We start from the raw sequence: 20,466 nt of genomic DNA on the forward strand, positions 1-20,466 counted from the left end.
GGTCACAGTCCCGCCGCACGGCCGACGCCCCGCTGGCCCGGCACGTCGCGGCCATGGAGTGGGGTCCCGCCGGTGCCCGGCGGCGTGCGCTGTTCGTACCGGCCGGTCCGGGCTGGGGCCGGCCGCCCCTGCCCGGGGCCGCCCGCTGCCATGGCCTCGCGGAGGCGGCGACGCTGCTGCGCGCGGCGGCCGAAGCCGCGCCGCGCCTCGCCCCGCGTCGCGCCGCCGCAAGGCTCTGACCTGCGACGGAACGCTCCGACCCGGTCAGCCGATTTCGATGCGGGATCGACGCAGGATGAATCGCGGCGGCCGCGCGCACAGGCTGAAAGCCCACTGGACCACCGGACGACTGGACCCCTGGACCCCTGGACCACCGGTTCCGTGGCCTGGCTCGTCGCGCGCAGGAGGCCGACATGAAACTGCAAGAGGACTTCCCGGTCGATCACCGGCTGGGCCTGGTGTACCGCACCGGTGCCGCGCTCTGCGGGGTGATTCTGCTGGTCTTCGGCTGCCTCGGCTTCGCCGACCAGCTCAGCTTCTTCGACACGGACGGAACGCGGGTGGCGGGCCTGTCGACCAACGGCCTGCTCAGCCTGATCTCCGTGATCGTGGGCCTGGTGCTCGTCGCGGGAGGCGTCATCGGCGGCAACATCGCCTCCACCCTGAACATGATCGTGGGAACTCTGTTCGTCCTCAGCGGCTTCTTTCACCTCTTCGTCCTCGACCGGCCCGCCAATGTCCTCGGCTTCGCCATGTCCAACGTCATCTTCAGCTTCGTCATGGGGCTGCTGATCGTCACCTTCGGCATGTACGGGCGCGTCAGCGGCGGCCTGCCCCACGACAACCCCTACTGGCGCCAGCGCCACCCCGACCTGGTCGGCGTCGGCAGCGCCGGGCGCCGGACCGCCCCGTCCCTCCCTCAGGCGGAGACCCGGGACGCGCCCGCCGCGGCCGCCCCGCCGCCCGTACGCTCGGTGGAGTGAGCCGTGCACGCCATGGACCGGGTGCGCCGACGCGCCGGGAACGTGCTCTTCGCTCGGGTCGCCGGGCCGGACGGGCCGCGCAACCGGCGGGAGATCCACACCACGCCGGGCCCCCGCTGGTTCCCGCCGGACGACCCCGTGCGTGTCGTACACGCCGACAGCGCGATGTTCGTCGGGGGCCTCACCGCGCTGCTGCTCCAATCGCTGCACCCGGCGGCCATGGCGGCGGTCGCCGCGCACTCGGGTTACCGGGGCGATCCGTGGGGGCGGCTGCACCGCACCAGCACCTTTCTGGCCCGCACGACCTACGGCACAGCGGCGAGCGCCCAGGCGGCCTGCGACCGGCTGAACGCCATGCACACCGCGATCAGCGGCGTCAGCGCCCAGGGCATCGCCTACCGCGCCTCGGACCCCCACCTGCTGAAGTGGGTGCACATGGCCGAGGCCGACAGCTTCCTGCGGGCGCACCAGCGGTTCGGAGCGCGCACCCTGAGCGCCGAGGAGGCCGACGGCTACGTACGCGGCATGGCCCGGATCGCCCGCGCCCTCGGCGTCACCGATCCCCCGCGGACCGTAGAGGAGTTGCAGGCGGGCCTGCGCTCCTACCGCACCGAACTGCGCTGTACGCCAGAGGCGCGGGAATGCACGCGCTACCTCCTGTTCAGGCCGCCGCTTCCCCTGCCCGCCTGGCCCTTGTACGCCGTGCTCGCCGCCAACGCCGTATCCCTGCTGCCCCCGTGGGCGGCGGCGGAACTGCACCTCGGGCGCTGCGCGCGAGCCGAGCGGTGGGCCGTACGTCCGGCGGGCGGAGCCGTCACCGGGCTCATCCGCTGGGCCCTGCGGGACGCCCCACCGACCGCTGACGCATAGAAAACCGACAAAATCGGCAATCCGCCCACCCATGTGGCATCGGATTACCAGTGCGACGGACACGCAAGGAGGAACCGATCATGAATGTTCACCGCACCCCCCGCAACCGGCGCGTCGCGGTCGCGGCCCTGGCCGCGTTCGCCCTGCCGCTCACCCTCGGCCTCACCGCTCCGCTCGCCCACGCCGACGACATGTCCGGGCCCTTCGGGTCGGGCTGTTCCAGCGTCCCCAAGGAAGGGGCAGGCAGCTTCAGCGGCATGGCGGACGACCCGGTCGCCACCGCGGCGTCGAACAACCCGGCGCTGTCCACCCTGGTCAGCGCGGTCGAGAAGGCCGGTCTCGTCGACACGCTCAACAACGCGAAGGACATCACGGTCTTCGCGCCCAGCAACGACGCCTTCAAGAAGGTCCCCAAGGCCGACCTGGACAGACTCCTCAACAACAAGGACCAGCTCACCAAGGTTCTCACCTACCACGTCGTAGGTGAGAAGGTCGCGCCCGACGACATGAAGGACGGCTCCTTCAAGACCCTCCAGGGCAGCAAGCTCACCACCTCGGGGTCCGGCGAGTCCTACAAGGTCAACGGCACGGCGAACGTCGTGTGCGGCAACGTCAGGACGGCCAACGCCACGGTGTACATCATCGACTCCGTGCTCATGCCGAAGATGTAGCCCCACCACCACCGGCGCACCACCGTCGGCACCCCCACACCCACGCAGCGCCCGCGGGGCCGTGCCTCATACGCACGGCCCCGCGAGACCGTCACCCGCCGCTGATCCGCCACTCCTGCGCCCGGTCCGGGCTTCGCTCCCAGAACTCCGCCAGGGCCGCCTCGGCGGTGACCGGCGGGCGGATGCCCAGGTATTGGCGCAGGAGGTGGTTGTTCAGTGCGTACTGCCCCGGAGCCGTCTCCTCCAAGGACCAGGTCTGATACGGATAGCCCTCGCAGGTGGCCTGCTTGGCCTGGCTTCCGTTGGCCCCGTTCGTGTCACGGGTGGCCACCAGGCATTTGTCGCTGTTGCCGTTGACGATGGCCACCGCCCCCTGGCCGAGCACGACGATGCGCCAGCTCTCATCGGCGCTGCCCGAACAGGTCCGCTGAAGCGCCCACTCCTGTTCGGCGTGGCTCGCGTTGCGTATGCCCAGGCACTTGCCGCCGACCGTGTTCACGATCGTGGTGCGCCACTCGCGCGGCGGCTGCCGCTGCTCGAAGCGGACTCCGGCCGCACTTTCGCAGGCCCACTGCTGCAACCCCGCCCGGTCGGCCACCGAGGCCGCGGCGACGCCCACGCACTTGTGCGGGCTCGCCGTCATCGGCTGCAGCCAGGCGCCCTCGCCGCTGTCCACCGTACGGAAACTCGCGCCGGGCTGGTCGCCGCAGCTTTCCTGGCGGACCTGAGCGCCGTCGGCGGAGCTGGAGTCCGCCACCGCCATGCACAGGCCGCTGGCGGAGTTCACCACCTGCACCAGGCCCGTCCCCATGGAGGACTGGCGCAGGGTCCACAGTGCACCGCGCTTCCCCACGCAGTAACGCTGCTGGACCGGTTCGCCGCTCGCGGTCGAGCCGGTTTCCAGGCACATCCCGCTGTGCAGGGCGACGATGTTGATCGCGGACGCGCGGGTGCGGACGGCGGCACCGGCCGCCTCCGCCGGAGCCGCGTACGCGGTCACCGTGGCCGTCAAGAAGGTGAACGCCGCGCCGACGATCCAAGCGGCCCAGGCGACCCACCCGGTCCTGCGGGTACCACCGGTCCTGCCGGTCCTACCGGTACGTGTGGACACCATCAGCCCGCCTCTCCGTCGACTCACTCAGGTCAGCTCCGTGCCGGACGGTCGGGCAGCGTAGGACGGGCCGCTGATGGGCCGCTGACGACGGCCACCGGTTCACCTGCCGTTCAGGGCACAACCATCGGCCGTTTCCACGTGTCTGGCAGATGAATCACATCCGCGCGACGCGCCTCGTCAGCGCTCGCGCCCTAGGGAGGAACCGTGGGAATGCGCCGACCCGCCAGATCCGCCGCCATATCCATCTCCGCAGCCGCCGCCCTGATCGGCTCGCTCAGCCTGCCGGTCGTCGCGGGCACCGCGTCCGCGCGGGACCGCGCCACCACCGTGCGTGCGGACTTCGACGGTGACGGCTACCAGGACGTCGCCGTCGCCGCCCCCGGCGCGAAGGTCGGCGGCCACACCTGGGCGGGTTACCTCACCATCAGCTACGGCTCGGCGCACGGTCCCGATCCCGCGCGGACCACGGTCCTCACCCAGGACTCCCCCGGTGTGCCCGGCACTTCCGGCGACAACCAGGGCTTCGGCTACGCGATGGTCTCCCGCGACCTGGACGGCGACGGCCTGACTGACCTGGCGGTGGTCACCCGCGAGTACCAGCCGGAGAACAACACCGGAGGATCGGTCATCGTCCTGTGGGGCCGCAGGACCGGCATCTCCGGACAGGGCGCCGTACGCCTCGACGCCCCTGCCAACGCCCAGGTCGGCGAGGACATCACCGCGGGCGACTTCAACGGCGACGGACACACCGACCTGTTCCTGCGCAACGGCGAGGACTACGACTACCACGACGTCCTCCACGGCCCCTTCAGCCGGAGCGGCGCCCCCGCCCGCACACAGCAGGTGAAGGTGTACAGCACCGACAACTCCATCAACTCCACCGCCGCGGGCGACTTCAACGGCGACGGCATCGAGGACCTCGCGACCTTCTACGTCTACGAGAACCACGCCGAGGGCGGCAAACTGTGGCTCGGCACCAAGGACGGCCTGTCCACCGTCCCGCAGCGCCTGAGTTCCGCGGCAGGCACCACCGTCGCCGACTTCGACCGGGACGGCCGCGCCGACCTCGCCACCCGCGTCTTTCCCGGCGGCGACACCGAGGGGCTGGAGGAGGACCCGGGCACCGTCAAGATCTACTACGGCTCGTCGTCCGGCCCCAGCCAGACCCGTACGCAGACGCTCACGCAGAGCACGGCGGGCGTGCCCGGGGCGAGCGAGAAGGGCGACCAGTTCGGCGGGCGGCTGAGCGCGGGCGACGTGAACGGCGACGGCTACCCCGACCTGGCCGTCGGCGTCCCCGGCGAGGCGATCGGCTCGAAGGCGAAGGCGGGCGCCGTGGTGCTGCTCAAGGGCGGCAGGAGCGGCCTCACCGGCACGGGCGCGCAGGCGTTCCACCAGGACACGGCGGGTGTGCCGGGCATCACGGAGACCGGTGACGTCTTCGGCGGATCGCTGCGGGTGCTCGACGTGACGGGTGACGGAAAGGCGGACCTCACCGCGGGCGCGCCCGGCGAGAACCTGGGCACGACGGTGAACGGCGGCGCGGTGTGGCTGCTGCGTGGCGCCACCTCCGGCCTGACCGCCTCGAAGTCGGCCGCGCGGAACCCGAAGGACATCGGGGCTCCGGCGACGAAGGCACTGTTCGGCCTCAACCTGAGCGACGACAACGGGCCCTCGGACTGTGCGGGCATGGACGTCGCTCAGACTCGCCGCATCCAGTGCCCGTCGGTGCTCCACCCCAGGAACCGACGGGCGCCGGCGCCGTCCGCTGTGCCATGGGCATCGAAGGCGCCGCCCTCGGCGATCAGCGTCAGACCCGCGAGGGCGGGCGCGAGCCGGGCCGCGACGTGGGCCGGGTGGCGAGTCACCGCCTGGTCCAGACCCGCGATGATCCGCCGCTGTTCCTCCGGCGGGCACAGCGACAGGTGGAACACCATCTGACGCCAGGCGTACGCGGCGTCCTTGATGGTGCCCAACGGCCGCGGATCGTGGTGCACACGGGAGACCAGGCGGCACACGCTCTCGAAGCAGCGGCGCGCCAGGTCGGCGGAGCCGGGCTCGGGGGCTATGCCCACCCGGTGCACCAGCGTGGCCAGGTTGTGGGTGGTGAGAATCTGCGCCTGTTCGATCACCATCCCGTTCGCCGCGACCGATCCGGGGCGTGTCATCGCCCCGGCTCGCTCGACGCACAGCCGCGCGAAGCCGGGAGAGGTGCGGGGCCCCGAGGAGCAGGAGGCGCTGGAGGAGCGGGCGCCGGAGGAGCGGTTCAGAGCCGTGGCGCTCTCGGTGATCGCCAGGTTGCGGATCGCCGCGTAGTCGATTCCGTAGTAGCGCTCATACAGTGTGCCGCCCAGCAGTTCACCCGCCACGCGCGCCGCTGTGAGGTACTTCGGGCTGAACGTGCCCATGAAGATGTCGGCGGCCAGCTCTTCCACGAAGGGGGCGCCGAGTTCGCACTGGCGCTCCAGGACACCCAGCTCGCGGACCAGGGGGTTGGGCAGGATCGTGCCAGGGAAGGCCTGCACGGCCAGCTCACCCAGCTGCCGCAGTACGGCACGCGTGGCGTCGGCGTCCGCCTTGCCGAGCACCGCGGATCGCCCGCCCGACACCGCACGCACCCAGGGCAGTTCCTCGACGCGCACCTGTCGGGCCAGGTTGAGCAGGAGCAAGGAGCGGCGGTTGCGGAACGCCTGGTAGTTCGCGGTCATCAGGGCGCGCAGCGTCTCATCGCCGTACGCCTGCGCGGTGGTGGTGGCGACCAGCTGCGGCACCAGCTCGGCCAGGACCTCGGCCGAGGGAATCACGCCCTGCTCCACCAGCGTGGCGAGCGGCGCGCTGAGCACGGACTCGATCACCTGGTGGATCGCGGGCGGTATGACGGCACCGATGGGCAGGCCGGTCTGCTGGCTCTCCTCCTCCGTCACCGCCTTCAGCAGCGGTGCGACATCGCGTACGCCTGTCTCCTGCGGCAGCCCGGCGAGGCGGCGCAGCGTCACCTGGGCCAGCGCGTGGTGGGAGGGCAGGGCCGCCTGTGCGCCCTGGCGTCGGCGCAGCGCCGTGTGCGCGGCGGAGCCGGGCAGACCGCGCCGCCGCACCATGGACTGAACCGCGACCCGCAGCAGTCCGAGTCGGCGCCGGTCCAGCGGGCGTCCGGCGACCACCTCCTCCAGCGCGCCGCGCAGGATGCCCAGATTCTGCTTGGGGTTACGGTGCTTGGTGCAGCGGGTGTGTTCGTCGGCGAGCCGCCGGTAGCGGTCGAGCAGGGCGGCGCCGTGCGCGAGCCAGTCCGCGTCGGGGGCGTGTTCGAGGACGCGCCCGTGCCGCGTGGTGCGCAGCCAGTGGACGAGCAGCTCGTCGCCGAACGGCTGCCACACGGTGAGCGCCTCGCGCTGCGCCTCGATGGCCGGGTTGGGCCGTCGCCGCTCCAGGGTGTGGACGGCCTGGGAGACGGTGTAGCGGTGGACGGCGTCGGCGGCGTCCGGGGCGGGCCCGTCGGCCGGGCGGGGCAGGAACCGCAGTCGGTCGGCGAACGGCTCCAGCTCCGCCATGAGGTCGAGCGCCGCGTCGGTCTCACCCTGCCGCACCAGCCAGGCCATGACGAGCAGCGCGGCCTCCTCGGGCACGCCGATCTCGTAGTGACCGCTGTCCAACCGCGCCCCCAGCCAGGCGAGTCCGGGCTCGGTGAGGCAGTAGGCGAAAAGGGCACGCCGCTCGGCGGGCACCCCGAACGCACGCGCCGCCTCGATCTCGTACGCCTGGAGCGGGCCGCCCGCACTGGCGGTCCCGGTGGCGAAACCGCCCCGCACCACTTCCAGCGTCACCCACGAGGGGAAGTCCCGCACGGGCGTGCGCGAGCCGACCGCGAGGCGGCCCGTGGCCATTCCCGTGAGCACCTCCAGCCAACGCCTGCCGCGCACCTCGGCGCGGCGCCGCGTATCGGCGTCCTGGTGGGTCAGTGCGGCCGCGAAAGCCTTGGCGAGCTGGGCCCGCGGATAGCCCGTGGCCGCTATGAGAGGCTGCTGCTCAGCGTTGTCATCCATAAGCCGACGTGGCAGGTTCTGCCCCTGCGCCCTCCGGGTTAGGAGCCCGGCGCTCTCCTGCTGAGCTACACGTCGTCGATGGCTGACGCTAGAGGCTGCGGTGAGCACGCCACAACTGAATTTTCGTTCACGGTGCCAGGTCATCGACGGTGCGGACGGCGGAGTCGTACGTCCGGGCGCGTACCCAGCGGCCCGTGACCACATCCGGCTGCTCGGTGGACGCCCCGGACAGCAGCGCCGCCGCGGACGCGGGCCATTCACCCTCACGTCCCCGGGCGAGTGTGATGTGCGGCCTCCAGCGCCCCGGGGCATGGAGGGGGTTGAGTCCGCCGCATCCCGGGGCGTCGGCCAGCGTCCGCCACACGGCCTCGTGCAGCCCCGACAGGGCTTCGTCGGCCCGTACGGACCAGGCCACAACCGTCCTCCTCCCGGTGAACCGCACCACCCCCTCCAGGCGCAACGGCACCGGCAGCACGGCAAGGAGCTGTCGCAGGCGGGCGCGCACCTCGGCCGGGAGTGCGTCGGCGGTCGCGAGGGTCAGGTGGGGCCGGTTAGTCGGGTGTCGATGTGCGGCCTGACTGGGCAGACCGGCATCCCGCAGACGGCGCCATACGTCGGTGACGGCCCGCTCCGTCGTCTCGTCGGGCAGCAGTTCCACACTGTGCACGCGGCCAGCGTACGGTGTCCCCGCCCTACGGCCGTGACGCCCCGTCAGTCGCGCCTCCGCACTCCTGGGCGTTGGCTTCGTCGATCTCCCGCATGTGCTCCTCGGCCCAGGTCCGGAGCACGGCGAGCGCGCCCTCCAGGGACAGGCCCAGGGCGGTCAACCGGTAGTGCACCTGCGGCGGCACGGTCGGCTCGACACGGCGGTCCACCAGACCGTCGCGCACGAGGCTCCGCAGTGTCACCGACAGCATCTTCTGCGAGACGCCCGGCATGCGCCTGCGCAGATCGGCGAAGCGCACTTCGGCCGGGGCGGCTTCGGCGAGGACCTTCACCACCATCGAGGTCCACTTCGTGCCGATGCGGTCCAGGAGCTTGCGGGTCGGGCACGCCGGGTCGAACAGGTCGCCCCGGCCGTCGGGCCGAGCGGTCACCTGGAGCTCACCACCTGTCGGCGAAGTGCCGTCTTACGGGCACGCCATCAGTTACCTACCGTTTGCTGGTAACCAATCGTAACCGCCCTTCAGGAGGCTGTCGTGCCGCGCGTCCCCGTCCCCGGAGCCGAACTCGCCGTGTCCGACACCGGTTTCGGACCGCCCGTCGTCCTGCTGCACGGTTTCCCGCACACCCGGCGCGTATGGGACGAGGTGCTCGCACCGCTCGCCGCCGGTCATCGCGTGCTCGCCCCCGACCTGCGCGGCTTCGGTGACAGCAGCCGCGCGGCACACGGATACGACGCCGCCACGCTCGCCTCCGACATCGCCGCGGTGCTCGACGCGGCGGGAGAACCGTCCGCCGCCGTCGTCGCGCTGGACGCCGGTGTGACCCCGTCGGTGTACCTCGCCCTGACCCGGCCCGAACGCGTCACGCGCCTGGCCGTCATGGAGGCCGTGCTCGGCGGGCTGCCCGGCGCCGAGCACTTCACGCCTCCCTGGTGGTTCGGCTTCCACGCGGTCCCGGGCCTCGCGGAGAGCGTCCTCGCCGGACACGAAGCCGAGTACACCGGGTGGTTCCTCGACCAGGGGGTCAGGGAACTCGCCCCGGCGCTGCGCGAGGCGATCACCGCCGCGTACACCGGGCGTGAGTCGCTGCGCTGCGCCTTCTCCTACTACCGGGCACTGCCGGAGAGCGCGCGGCAGCTCTCCTCCGCCGCCGGCGCCGGACGGCTGCCCATGCCGGTGCTCGCGCTCGGCGCGCAGCCGGTGGGTGCGACCCTCGGCCGCCAGTTGCGCCCGCTCGCCGACGACCTCACCGAGCATCTGCTGCCCGGCTGCCGCCACATCATCCCGCTCGACCAGCCCCGTGAGCTGACCCGGCTCCTGCTGCCGTTTCTCGCGGCCTCCGGGTGAAGTGACGGCGGCGCCGGTTCAGCGGTGCCCGATGCTGACGGCCATCTGCGGCAGCACTCGTCCGGCGATGGAGCCCGAGGGCACGTCTCCCGTCCTCACCGCGCCCATCGCGCGGTAGAAGGGCTCCGCGTTCGGGTCGGCGTCGATCGTGAGCGCGGTGAACCCCAGCTCTCGCCCCACGTCGATGGTGTGCTCGAACAGCAGGCGGCCGATCCCCTGCCCCATCGCCCGCGGCTCGACGAACATCATGCCGAGCACGCCGGTGGGCGGTTCACCCTCAAGCGTCGTGAAGCCCAGGAGGTGGTTGTCCCAGTGGGCCACCATGGCTCTTCGGTCCGCGATCTCGCTCGCGGCGACGGTGAGTTCGTCGCGACAGGCCTCCAGGAACTGGGCGTCATAGCCCCAGTGCGCCTTGGACCGCAACGCCAGTTCCGTGAGCTGCCGGGCTTCCGTCGCCTCCGCGGGCCTGATCCGCACGTCCATCGCTTCCTCCGGTCGGGTGTCGGTCTTGCGGCCCTGCGCGCCCTGGGGTCAGCCTCGGGCTGTCGGGGCCGGTGTCGGCGTCTGTGTCAGCGTCTGCGTCTGCGGCTGCGTCTGCATTGGCGTCGGCCCGGTGCAGGGATCGACGATGGCCCGCGTATCCCAGTGGAACGGACGGACCCCGGCGATCCGCCCGTCCTTGACCCTGATCGCCTGCACGATCGGGAAGCTGAGCTCGCAGCCGGTAGCGCGGGCGCGCGCACGCACCTGCGTGAGCGCTACGGCCGTCTCTGCCCCCCACAGACGGGCCATGGCTGGCGGCAATCGGACATCGTCGCTCCCGTACGGTCGGCACACGCGTCAGGTGCTGGTGGTGAGCGTGGTGCCGAGCAGCGGCAGGAGGCGGTCCCAGTGGTGCTGGAGTGCGGCGGGGTCGAAGGCGTCGGTGTCGGACATCGTGAAGCCGTGGACGGTGCCGGGATAGATCTCGGAGGTGTACGTGATGCCTGCGGCATCCAGCGCCCGGTTGAGCTCCGCGAGGGCCTCGGGGGTCAGGTCGCCCTCGGCGTGGCCGAGGTGGACCCGCGCCGTGATCGTGGAGAGCAGGCGGCGCAGGCTTTCGGGTCCGTCGGTGCCCACGGGGCCGTGGAACGAGGCGACGGCGGCGACCTGGCCGGGGTGGGCCGCCGCGGTGCGCATCGCCAGGAGGCCGCCTATGCAGTAGCCGGTCACCGCGACCGGCCCGGCGGTGACCTCGGGCCGGGCGGTGAGGAAGGCCAGGTAGGCCTCGGCGTCGCTCAGGACCCGTTCGGCGGTGTGCTTCTCGATCAGGGGCATCAACTGGGCGAAGACCGCGGGACGGTCCGCCTCCCCGATGTGGGCGGGGAGTTCGATCACGGGCGCCGGGCCGTGCCGGTAGAAGAGGTTGGGCACGAGCACGTAGTAGCCGTGCCTCGCCAGTTCGTGGGCCATGTCGCGCAGCACGGGCCGGATACCGAAGCCGTCCGCGTACATCAGCACCCCTGGGTGCCGCTCACCGTCGTCGGGGAAGGCGGCGAACGCGTCGGCTTGGCCGTCGGCGGTGGGAATGAGCAGCGTCTTGATGGTCATGGTCTCTCCTGTCGTGGTGAACGTGTCGAGCTGTGATCAGCACGACAGGAGGCGGGGCCCGCGCGGCAGCGGCGCCGAGGCCTCGAACCGACAAGGGGCCCGCACCGGCCCGTACGGCGCTCAGCGGAGCGCCGGGTAACCAATTCGTGTGTGGCGCAAGGCCGTCCCGGTAGTCATCGCCGCACAACGTAGCCCAGGGGGCGTGGGTGGTGCCAGCCCTTTTCGCCCCACCGCCGATGAGCGACGGCCGGGACGGACGCGAACACGTTAAGCCGTGCTTTCACAGGAAAGTGCAGCCCAGCACCTGCATATGGAAGACGCCAGGCCGCAGGCACGGTTTCACATCCCAGGCGCGATCACCGAGGAGTAACCCTAAAGTTGAGCTTGAGACTCTCTAGGCCAGACGCCCGAAGATGTGGCTGGCGGGCGAGCTGGAGTCATCGCCGTAGAAGAACTCGGACACGGCCCTGTGATACTCCGCCCGCGACAGGAAGCCAGAGGCGTCGAGATCGAGCGCGTTGAACACCTCGGCGCACTCCTCGTCGGCGGCCCGCCCCGTGCTCCCGAAGATGTGCGTGAACTCGCCGAGGCTGATGGCGTCATCGCCGTCGGTGTCGGCCAGGTCTAAGAAGTGGTCGGCGACCGGCGCGAGCTCCTCGGGGTAATGGGCCCGGTCGGTGAAGCAGGCGGCGAACGCCTGGGTCAGCTCCTCCGAGGTCACCCTGTCGTCCTTGTCGGCGTCGGCGGGCGCGATCACGGACTCCCAGAACCTGTGCAGGGTCTCGTGCATCTGCCGTGCCTGAGGGGAGTCGGGGGGCAGGCCCCTGGCCTCGACGTAGCGTTCGCTCATCATGACGACGTCCTGCCGCGTGATCGCACCGTCTCCGTCGACGTCCGCTCCGCGGAACCACCGCTCGTACTTGCGCTGGCGCAGCTCATTCATGGCGGCACCGTAAAGCCGCCTCAGCGGTTCGGCCAGGCGCATTCTCAGCCGCTGTCGTGCTGACGCGGCACGGCCGAAGGTGCGCCGGTCGTGACCCGGCGGGTGAGGTCAGGAGGTGCCGACACGTGGGGCCGTCACGGCGAGGGTGGTGTAGTGCATCGTGAAGTGTCCGCCCACGGAGTCGATGGCGCCGCCGACCGCGTCGAGGATCCCGGCGCGTTGGTCCGGGCGGAGTCGGGTGAGGCCGCCGGTGGTGGGGAGCAGGGCCAGCCACTGGTCGCGGGTGTAGGACCGCTCCCAGTCGAAGCGCCACTGTTCGGGGTCGTCGAACCGTCCGGTTTCGCGGAGCTGGTCGGCGATCCTGGCGTAGGCCGCCTGGTAGAAGTCGAGTGGGCGTCGGGCGGGCTGACCGTTGAGCGGGGAGTCGGGCGCCGCCCGGCGGTAGGCGGCGGCGAACGGTTCGGCGACCTCGGCAGGCGGCTCGTAGACATGACCGAAGATCGCCAGACGTCCGCCCGGGCGCAGCACCTCGGCCGCCTTCACGGCACCGGCGACCGGATCCACCCAGTGCCAGGACTGGGCCGCGATGACGGTGTCGAACGTCCGCCCGGCGGGCCGCCAGGCCTCAAAGGACGCCACCTCGACGTCCAGGCCACGGGCCCGCGCGAAGTCGGCCATGCGCGCATCGGGCTCCACGCCGAGCGTGACGCAGCCCGCCGCCTGGAACTGCCGGGCCGCGATGCCGGTACCGGTGCCGACGTCGAGCACGTCCGTGCCCGGGCTGCCACCGATGATCCGCGTCACCAGCGCATCGGGGTAGCCGGGCCGGGCCTGGTCGTAGCGGTGCGCGTCCACGCCGAACGACTCGGCCATCCGGCGGGACGTGTGCGGCTGGGCCGGGGACGGATGCGGGTCTTCCCGCGGTAAAGTGGGCATGCGCCCACCTTAGTGGGCACGTGCCCACTGGGCAACGGGATGCACCGGGGAACGGGGTCCCGACAGGCCGACGCATGAGAGGATCCGCGCATGCCGACCGGGGTGCATCTGCGTGACGCACGACAGCAGTTGTTCGAGGCTGCCGAGCGCGTGCTGCTGCGGGCCGGGCCGAACGGGCTGACCAGCCGGGCCGTCACCGACGAGGCGGGCTGCGCCAAGGGCGTTCTGCACCGGCATTTCAGCGACTTCGACGCCTTCCTCGCCGACCTCGTGCTCGACCGGGCCGCGCGGCTCGACCGGCAGGCCGACGCGCTGCGCGAGTCCGCCGGAACCGGCACGGTGGCCGACAACCTCACCAGCGCGCTGGTCACCCTCTTCGGACCGATCCCGGTGGCGGTCATCCCGCTCATCACGTTCCGGGACGAGCTGCGCGCGCGGCTGCGGAAGGCCAGGCCCGGAGGTGGCATCGCGATCCTGGCCGAGGCCACGAGCGCGGTCTCCGCCTATCTGACCGACGAGCGTGAGCTGGGCCGCATCGCGGCGGACGCCGACATCGACTCACTCACCCTCTCCCTGGTCGGCGGCGGACATCTCCTGTTCGCGGACCGCGACCCCGGCCCGCCGACCGAGGCAGCCGTCGGCAGGCTGGTGACAGCGGTCGTCCAGGGCGCGGTGCGCCCCTGACCCAACGCCCTGCCGGACACCGCAGCCTCCCCGGACACCACCGCCTCGCCGGACACCGCATCGCCACACACCCCCCTCACCCCAAATCCACGCGCCAAACGCGGAAATCCCTGTTCCGCACCCTGATGTCACCCACCTTGCACACACCCTGCACACGTTTTGACCCCATTCGGCAACCGTGGCTACGGTCCCCGCTGCGACAGGTGCCCACATCAACGGAATGGAGCAGGTTCCCGTGTCACCCACAGGCGCGTCGGCGTCGTACGTCCACGGCAGTGGCCTTGAAGAGCAGGCGATGTCGGCCCCGGGCTGGCTTCAGGACAACGCCGAGCTACTGATAGGCGTCCCGTTGCGCATCGCGCTCATCGTCGTGGCGGCGATGATCGTCCGGAAGCTGGCCAAGAAGGCCATCACCCGCGTCGTGCAGCGCATCCTCCAGCCCGCCGACGCGCAGAGCGAACCGCGCCGCACCCCCCGCGGACCCGCTGTGCTGCAGCGCGACCGCAGCCGGGCCCACGAGCGGCGCGAGCAGCGCGCCCGCACCATCGGCTCGGTGCTCAGCAGCATCGTCACCGTCGTCGTCGGTGTCATGGCCGTGGCCATGGTCCTCGACCAGATCGGCATCGCCCTCGGTCCCCTGCTCGCCAGCGCCGGTGTGGTCGGACTCGCCATCGGCTTCGGCGCGCAGAGCCTGGTCGCCGACTACCTCTCGGGCATGCTCATCATGCTGGAGGACCAGTACGGCGTCGGCGACTCCGTCGACCTCGGGGAGGCCGTCGGCGAGGTGGAGCACGTCGGCCTGCGCCTCACGCAGATCCGCGACCTCAACGGCGGCCTGTGGCACATCCGCAACGGCGAGATCCTCCGCGTGCGCAACGACAGTCAGGAATGGGCCCGCGCCGTCCTGGACGTCTCGGTGGCGTACGAGTCGAACCTCGACACCGTCTACAGCGTTCTGGAGGAGACCGGCATCGTCATGCGCCAGGACCCGAAGTACGGCAAGGTGCTGCTTGAGGACCCCTCGGTGTGGGGCGTGCAGTCGCTTGACGCGGACGGTGTCATGGTCCGGGTGGCCGTCAAGACCGCGCCCATGCAGCAGTGGGCCGTGACGCGCGAGTTGCGCCGCCGGGTCAAGGAAGCGCTGGAAGCGGCGGACGTGGACATCGCCCACCCGCAGCGGACCGTATGGATGCGCTCCGACAACGACACGCCCGTCACCGCGAACGGCACGGCTCCCGCGGCGAACTGACCCCGCACTCGGATGAATTTACGCCCAACCAGCCCTGAAGAGGACGCGACGGGCGGACGGTGCGGGGCCAAACCCCCCTGGCCAGCGCCTACTTGGGAAATCAGCACCCACCCGTCCCGTGGGCGCTCGGGGCGAACCGGCCGCAACCAACCACACACTCCGGCGGTCATATGTAGCCGCAAGGACCACATACGTCGCAGGAGGTTGTCAATGCCCTCACATCCCGTCAGTCGCCGACTCGTCCGTACCGCCTCGGCGCTGACGCTGGCCCTCACCACGGGGGCCACTGTCCCGCTCCTCCTGGCGGGTCCCGCGGGCGCGGCGGCGCCGGAGGCGACGGCCGCGTTCAGCGCGAGCGATCACGCGATCGTCTACACGGCCGCTTCCGGCCAGACCAACAAGGTGACCGTCACCGCCAAGAAGACCCGGGGCTCAGACAAGATCACCTACGTGCTCGACGACGCCGTGCAGGTCAAGGCGGGCGAGGGCTGCTCATACCCCTCGCGTACGGACCCCACCAAGGTCTCCTGCACGGTCACCACTCTGGAGTCCCAGGACCCCTACCCCACCCTGCGTCTGCTTCTCGGCGACGGCAACGACACCGTCGCCTACACCAACGCCACCGACCAGGCCTACTACTTCACCCGGGCCGAACTGGGCACCGGCAAGGACACCTGGACCCACACCAGCGGCTACGACGGCAACGCCGTCCTCGGAGGCGCGGGAGACGATGACCTCTCGGTGGGCTCGGGCGGCGTGGCGCTCGGCGGTGACGGCAAGGACACCCTGCGCGGCGGCAGCGGCAGCATCGCGCACGGCGACGCAGGCAACGACACGATCTACTCCAAGGGTGCGGAGAGCGCGGTCGAGGGAGGCTCGGGCGACGACGAGATCCACGGCGGCGCACAGCGGCAGAACCTGTCCGGCGGTGACGGCGACGACACCATCCGGGGCGGCGCGGGCGACGACTTCCTCTACGGCGGCAAGGGCAACGACGTCCTGCGCGGCGAGAGCGGGGACGACACGGTCTACGGCAACAGCGGCGACGACAAGCTGTACGGCGGCACCGGCACGGACACACTCTCCGGCGGCCCCGGCACGGACGTCGTCCGCCAGGACTGACACCGCATCTCTCCGGGGCTGCTGAGGCGAACCGACGCAGCGGAGCACGAGACAGGAGCCGAGGGCCCGCTCGCCCGTACGCACGCGGGCGAGCGGGACCCCGGCCCGAACTCAAGTCGCAAGCAGAGCAGTCATGATGTCGACGCCCCCTCCTTGGCCAGGTCGCCCAGCAGATCCCAGGTGCGTCGGCGGTCCGCCGCACCGGCGATCTCCGTGAGCGAGAAGACCACCTCGGTCGCCCCGGCGTTCCGGTAGCGCCGCACCTCGGCCGCGACAGCCTTCTCGTCACCGATCACGGCCACGTCGGACGCGCGGCGCGCGCCGGAGAGTCCGATGACGCGAGCGTAGGACGGGATCTGCTCGTAGAACGCGAGCTGCTCGGTGGCGGCCTCCCGTACGGAGTCCACGTCGTCGGTGACCACACCGGGCACCAGGGCCACGACGCGCGGCGCGGGACGTCCCGCCGCCTCCGCCGCGGCCGTGAGGGAGGGCACGATGTGCTGCTCCAGGGCGCGCGGGCCCGCGAGGTAGGGAAGGATTCCGTCCGCCAGTTCACCGCTGGCCCGGAGCGCCTGCGGGCCCATCGCGGCCACCAGCAGCGGCACACCGCTGTCGGCGCCCGGCACCCGTACCGGCATCGGTGTGGCGGCGGTGAGCAGTTCGCCGCGGAAGTCGGCCTCGCCGGTCTCGGTCAACTGCCGCAGGGCCGAGAGGAATTCGCGGAGGCGCGCGACGGGGCGTTCGAAGGGCAGGCCGAAGCCGCCCTCGGTCAGCAGCTTGGTCCCCAGGGCGAGACCGAGGTGGTAACGGCCGTGGGTGGCCGCCTGGGCGGTCAGGGCCTGGCTCGCGACGGTCAGGGGGTGGCGTCCGAATACGGGGATCGCGGAGGTGCCCACCTGGAGCCCGGGGACCTCGCGTCCGACGATCGCGGCGAGCTGCGGTGAGTCCGCGCCGAAGGTCTGCCCGAACCACACCGACGACAGTCCCGCCGATGCGGCTTCACGGGCCAACTCGACGGAGGCGTCGATCTGGTGGGGGGCGTTGGTGGCGTTGAGTGTCAGTCCTACGGTCATGTCAGTGCCAACCGGACCGGCGCGGCCCCGCATTCCGGCCGGATGTGACGGCTCCATTGCACCGGATGTCGCACCGGATACCGCACCGGATAAATGTGGCGACGCTGGCGATCATCCCCTGGATACTGGTCGCCCATGGATGAGGTTGAGGTCGTCGTCGCCCATTCCGAGCGTGCGACCCTGCGCGTCGGTGACGTGTTCCTGAAGGTGGACGCCGATCAGGCGCGTGTCGACGCCGAGGTCGAGGCGATGTCCCTCGCGCCGGTCCCCACCCCGGAGGTCCTGTGGCGCGAGCCGCCCGTACTCGCGCTCGCCGCGCTTCCGGGGAAGGTGCTCGGGCGCCTCGGCGGGCCGTCGACCGGGTCACGGGAGGCGTGGGCCGCGGCGGGCGCCGCCATCCGGCGGCTGCACGAAGCGCCGCTTCCGCCCCGGTCCGGCCGGGCCGGGCGGAGCGTCGTCGCGCTGACGGCGGAGCTGGACGCCGAGTGCGCGTCGCTCGTGGCGCATGGCGTGCTGCCCGCCGACCTGGTCGCCCGCAACCGGCAGGTCGCTGAGGCCGCGCTGCGGCCATGGACTCCGGCGTTCACGCACGGCGACCTTCAGATCGCGCACGTCTTCGTCGAAGGTGGCGAGGTCACCGGCATCATCGACTGGTCCGAGGCGGGCCGGGGCGATGCCCTGTACGACCTCGCCACCTTCACGCTGGGGCACGAGGAGCACCTTGACGACGTCATCGCGGGCTATGGCACCGACGTCGACCTCGACGTGATCCACGCGTGGTGGTCGCTGCGGAGCCTGCTGGCGGTGCGCTGGCTGACCGAGCACGGCTTCGACCCGTCAGCGCCGGGGTGCGAGGTCGACGTGCTCAGATCCCGCATGTGAGCCCGCCCGGGCCGACCGCGACGGGGCCCGGCCCCTTTGGCGCACCCTCCGGAGCGAGCAGCGCTTGGCTATTCCACGTTCCGCGCCAGAATGCCGAGGGTCGCGCGCAGGGCCGCCTCGGGGATGACCGGGAAGATGTCCGCGTCCCGGTACCGCTCCTCGATCTCACTCCAGTCGTAGTACGAGGTGACCAGGGTGCCGCCCGCACTGGCCTGGAGCCGGTAGCCGTACAGGTGCCGGATGGGCGGCTGCACTTGACCCGAGATCGTCCATTCGATCAAGGTGTCCCGCTCGAACCGCGTGATGATGACGGTGATGTCGTACTTCCCCATCGGGTAGTCGTTCAGCGCCTCACGGTCCATGTGGACGACAAAGGTGTCTCCGGCCTTGCGTACCGGTTCCCCCTCGGCGGACTGAAGCATCCCCGAACTGTCGATCGCCACATGCCCGGCGGGCTCACACAGCAACGCGAAGATCTTCGCCGGGGTCGCGGCGATCTGCCGCCGCACTTCGAACCGCTCTGTCGTCGCAGGTGTCATACGGCCACCCTCGCACGATCACGGGCGCTGTCAGTGCTGCGGGGCAGACTGATCGCATGACCTCCTCGCGCGATGGCTGCCGTTGCACGATGTGGCCCGTCAGGTCGTCACGGGGCCAGTGCGCTGCCGGTCTACCGGCGGGTCGCCGAGGAGAGTCCGCACGGCGAGGGTTCGATCGCGATGCTGTCGCGGCTGCTGTCGTTCTGGCAGAGCAAGCTGTTCGTGCTCACCCTGCTGGGTTTCGCGGCGACCGACTTCCTGATCACCATCACGCTGTCGGCGGCCGACGCCTCCACGCACCTGGTGGAGAACCCGCATCCGGAATCGGTCCTGCACGACCGGCAGGTCCTGATCACCATGGTGCTCATCGCGCTGCTCGGCGCGGTGTTCCTCAAGGGCTTTCTGGAGGCGATCGGTGTCGCCGTCGCCCTGGTCGGCCTCTACCTCGCCCTCAACGCGGTCGTGGTGGTCACCGGCCTGTGGCACGTCCTGACCGAGGGCCACGTGGTCACGGACTGGACCGCCGCGCTGACCACGGAGCACGGCAACGTCTTCGCCATGATCGGCGTCGCTCTGATCGTCTTCCCCAAGCTCGCCCTCGGCCCACCCGGCTTCGAGACCGGCGTGGCGGTCATGCCGCTCGTCCACGGCAAGCCGGACGACACCGAGGACCGGCCCGCCGGACGCATCCGGGGCACGAAGAAACTGCTGACCACGGCCGCCCTGATCATGAGCGTATTCCTGATCACGACCAGCTTCATCACCACGGTCCTCATCCCGCACAAGGAGTTCGAGTCCGGCGGGAGCGCCAACGGCCGGGCTCTGGCCTACCTCGCCCACCACTATCTCGGCAACGTCTTCGGCACGGTCTACGACGTCTCGACGATCCTCATCCTGTGGTTAGACGGGCGCCTCCGCGATGGCGGGCCTGCTGAACCTGATGCCGCGCTACCTGCCCAAGTACGGCATGGCACCGCGCTGGGCCCGCGCGGTACGGCCCATGGTGATCATCTTTGCCCTGGTGGCCTTCCTGGTGACCTGGCTCTTCAACGCGGACGTGGACGCCCAGGGCGGCGCCTACGCGACCGGTGTCCTGGTGCTCATCTGCTCGGCCTCGATCGCGGTGACGATCGCCGCGCGCGAGGCGGGTCAGCGCGGCTGGACGATCGGCTTCGCCGTCATCTCCGTGGATTTCCTCTGTACGACGGTCGTCAATGTCATCGAGCGCCCGGACGGCGTGAAGATCGGCGCCTGTTTCATCGCGGGCATCATCGTCATCTCGCTGCTCTCCGGCTGGGCCGCGCCTTCGAGCTGCGCGTCACCGATGCACGGCCGAGTACCGCGACAAGGCGGAGCAGATCCGGGCCGACAACGACCTGACCAGCACCGACGACTTCATCTTCGTCGAGGTCACCGTCACCGACCCCTCGGAGTTCGAGTCCGCACTCACCGTCAGGGGCGAGCTCATGCACGGCCGCTACCGCATCCTGACACTGGAGTCCTCCTCCGTCCCCAACGCCCTGGCCGCGCTCCTGCTCCTGGCCCGCGACCGCACGGGGACCCGCCCGCACATCTACTTCGAGTGGACCGAGGGCAACCCCTTCGCCAACTTCGTCCGCTTCCTGCTCCTGGGCCAGGGCGAGGTCGCCCCCGTCACCCGCGAGGTGCTGCGCGAGGCGGAGCCCGACCGGGAGCGCCGCCCGCGCGTCCACGTCGGCTGACGCCCGGCGCCATGGGCGCTCAGCCGTCCGGCCGTAC

General features: G+C 71.1%; 18 protein-coding genes, 1 tRNA gene and 4 pseudogenes. 11 read left to right on the plus strand and 12 right to left on the minus strand.

What is annotated here, in order from left to right:
- The 4 genes and pseudogenes from AB8Z36_RS02870 to AB8Z36_RS02885 all read left to right on the plus strand — a co-directional run.
- Positions 1 to 239, plus strand: a pseudogene (locus AB8Z36_RS02870) (transcriptional regulator); the annotation flags it as partial.
- 174 nt (positions 240 to 413) lie between these two features.
- Positions 414 to 983, plus strand: a complete 570-nt coding sequence (locus tag AB8Z36_RS02875; protein ID WP_369211568.1) for a DUF4383 domain-containing protein — start codon at positions 414 to 416, stop codon at positions 981 to 983.
- Between the two features lie 12 nt (positions 984 to 995).
- Positions 996 to 1,853 (plus strand): oxygenase MpaB family protein, encoded by an 858-nt coding sequence (locus AB8Z36_RS02880; protein WP_369211591.1) that lies wholly within the window; start codon positions 996 to 998, stop codon positions 1,851 to 1,853.
- Between the two features lie 80 nt (positions 1,854 to 1,933).
- The gene (locus AB8Z36_RS02885; protein ID WP_369211569.1) at positions 1,934 to 2,524 is read left to right on the plus strand and encodes a fasciclin domain-containing protein; all 591 of its coding nucleotides are present in this window, start codon (positions 1,934 to 1,936) and stop codon (positions 2,522 to 2,524) included.
- Positions 2,525 to 2,615: 91 nt separating this feature from the next.
- On the opposite strand, the gene AB8Z36_RS02890 is transcribed toward AB8Z36_RS02885, so the two are convergent.
- Positions 2,616 to 3,638, minus strand: coding sequence for an RICIN domain-containing protein (locus tag AB8Z36_RS02890; RefSeq protein WP_369211570.1), 1,023 nt, complete (start codon positions 3,636 to 3,638; stop codon positions 2,616 to 2,618).
- A 210-nt stretch (positions 3,639 to 3,848) separates the two neighbouring features.
- On the opposite strand from AB8Z36_RS02890, the pseudogene AB8Z36_RS02895 reads away from it, so the two are divergent.
- Positions 3,849 to 5,183, plus strand: a pseudogene (locus AB8Z36_RS02895) (FG-GAP and VCBS repeat-containing protein); the annotation flags it as partial.
- A 155-nt stretch (positions 5,184 to 5,338) separates the two neighbouring features.
- Here AB8Z36_RS02895 and AB8Z36_RS02900 read toward each other — a convergent pair.
- From AB8Z36_RS02900 to AB8Z36_RS02915, 4 genes are all read right to left on the minus strand, one after another.
- Positions 5,339 to 7,678 (minus strand): hypothetical protein, encoded by a 2,340-nt coding sequence (locus tag AB8Z36_RS02900; RefSeq protein WP_369211571.1) that lies wholly within the window; start codon positions 7,676 to 7,678, stop codon positions 5,339 to 5,341.
- A 3-nt stretch (positions 7,679 to 7,681) separates the two neighbouring features.
- A tRNA-Arg gene (locus AB8Z36_RS02905) sits at positions 7,682 to 7,753 on the minus strand.
- Positions 7,754 to 7,805: 52 nt separating this feature from the next.
- Complete coding sequence (locus tag AB8Z36_RS02910) at positions 7,806 to 8,345, minus strand: 2'-5' RNA ligase family protein (RefSeq protein WP_369211572.1); 540 nt, start codon at positions 8,343 to 8,345, stop codon at positions 7,806 to 7,808.
- A 25-nt stretch (positions 8,346 to 8,370) separates the two neighbouring features.
- A complete protein-coding gene (locus AB8Z36_RS02915; RefSeq protein WP_369211573.1) occupies positions 8,371 to 8,775 on the minus strand; it encodes a winged helix-turn-helix transcriptional regulator in 405 nt (134 codons plus the stop codon).
- Positions 8,776 to 8,877: 102 nt separating this feature from the next.
- On the opposite strand from AB8Z36_RS02915, the gene AB8Z36_RS02920 reads away from it, so the two are divergent.
- Positions 8,878 to 9,690 carry an alpha/beta fold hydrolase gene (locus tag AB8Z36_RS02920; protein WP_369211574.1) on the plus strand — a complete coding sequence of 271 codons (813 nt, stop codon included), beginning with the start codon at positions 8,878 to 8,880 and terminating at the stop codon, positions 9,688 to 9,690.
- 18 nt (positions 9,691 to 9,708) lie between these two features.
- Here AB8Z36_RS02920 and AB8Z36_RS02925 read toward each other — a convergent pair whose 3' ends face one another.
- From AB8Z36_RS02925 to AB8Z36_RS02945, 5 genes and pseudogenes are all read right to left on the minus strand, one after another.
- Positions 9,709 to 10,173: a GNAT family N-acetyltransferase gene (locus tag AB8Z36_RS02925; RefSeq protein WP_369211575.1), complete on the minus strand. Its 465-nt coding sequence runs from the start codon at positions 10,171 to 10,173 to the stop codon at positions 9,709 to 9,711.
- 123 nt (positions 10,174 to 10,296) lie between these two features.
- Positions 10,297 to 10,461 (minus strand): annotated as a pseudogene (locus tag AB8Z36_RS02930) (nuclear transport factor 2 family protein); the annotation flags it as partial.
- A 69-nt stretch (positions 10,462 to 10,530) separates the two neighbouring features.
- Positions 10,531 to 11,280: a dienelactone hydrolase family protein gene (locus AB8Z36_RS02935; protein ID WP_369211576.1), complete on the minus strand. Its 750-nt coding sequence runs from the start codon at positions 11,278 to 11,280 to the stop codon at positions 10,531 to 10,533.
- 394 nt (positions 11,281 to 11,674) lie between these two features.
- Positions 11,675 to 12,223, minus strand: a complete 549-nt coding sequence (locus AB8Z36_RS02940; protein WP_369211577.1) for an EF-hand domain-containing protein — start codon at positions 12,221 to 12,223, stop codon at positions 11,675 to 11,677.
- A 108-nt stretch (positions 12,224 to 12,331) separates the two neighbouring features.
- A complete protein-coding gene (locus AB8Z36_RS02945) occupies positions 12,332 to 13,159 on the minus strand; it encodes a class I SAM-dependent methyltransferase (protein WP_369211578.1) in 828 nt (275 codons plus the stop codon).
- A gap of 90 nt (positions 13,160 to 13,249) precedes the next feature.
- Between AB8Z36_RS02945 and AB8Z36_RS02950 the strand changes: the two genes are divergently transcribed.
- From AB8Z36_RS02950 to AB8Z36_RS02960, 3 genes are all read left to right on the plus strand, one after another.
- A complete protein-coding gene (locus AB8Z36_RS02950; RefSeq protein WP_369211579.1) occupies positions 13,250 to 13,843 on the plus strand; it encodes a TetR/AcrR family transcriptional regulator in 594 nt (197 codons plus the stop codon).
- A 235-nt stretch (positions 13,844 to 14,078) separates the two neighbouring features.
- Positions 14,079 to 15,092, plus strand: coding sequence for a mechanosensitive ion channel family protein (locus AB8Z36_RS02955; protein ID WP_369211580.1), 1,014 nt, complete (start codon positions 14,079 to 14,081; stop codon positions 15,090 to 15,092).
- A 210-nt stretch (positions 15,093 to 15,302) separates the two neighbouring features.
- Positions 15,303 to 16,214 (plus strand): calcium-binding protein, encoded by a 912-nt coding sequence (locus AB8Z36_RS02960; protein WP_369211581.1) that lies wholly within the window; start codon positions 15,303 to 15,305, stop codon positions 16,212 to 16,214.
- 131 nt (positions 16,215 to 16,345) lie between these two features.
- On the opposite strand, the gene AB8Z36_RS02965 is transcribed toward AB8Z36_RS02960, so the two are convergent.
- Positions 16,346 to 17,287 carry an LLM class F420-dependent oxidoreductase gene (locus AB8Z36_RS02965; protein ID WP_369211582.1) on the minus strand — a complete coding sequence of 314 codons (942 nt, stop codon included), beginning with the start codon at positions 17,285 to 17,287 and terminating at the stop codon, positions 16,346 to 16,348.
- A gap of 135 nt (positions 17,288 to 17,422) precedes the next feature.
- Here AB8Z36_RS02965 and AB8Z36_RS02970 point away from each other — a divergent pair, with 135 nt between their 5' ends.
- Positions 17,423 to 18,169 (plus strand): phosphotransferase family protein, encoded by a 747-nt coding sequence (locus AB8Z36_RS02970; protein ID WP_369211583.1) that lies wholly within the window; start codon positions 17,423 to 17,425, stop codon positions 18,167 to 18,169.
- Between the two features lie 68 nt (positions 18,170 to 18,237).
- On the opposite strand, the gene AB8Z36_RS02975 is transcribed toward AB8Z36_RS02970, so the two are convergent.
- Entirely contained in the window at positions 18,238 to 18,708 is a 471-nt protein-coding gene (locus AB8Z36_RS02975; RefSeq protein WP_369211584.1) for an SRPBCC family protein, read from the minus strand.
- A 114-nt stretch (positions 18,709 to 18,822) separates the two neighbouring features.
- Between AB8Z36_RS02975 and AB8Z36_RS02980 the strand changes: the two are divergent.
- A pseudogene (locus tag AB8Z36_RS02980) lies at positions 18,823 to 20,429 on the plus strand (amino acid transporter); the annotation flags it as partial.
- Positions 20,430 to 20,466: the final 37 nt, after the last annotated feature.

Origin of the sequence: Streptomyces flavofungini (genome assembly GCF_041028215.1) — a bacterium.
GTDB lineage: Bacteria > Actinomycetota > Actinomycetes > Streptomycetales > Streptomycetaceae > Streptomyces > Streptomyces flavofungini_B.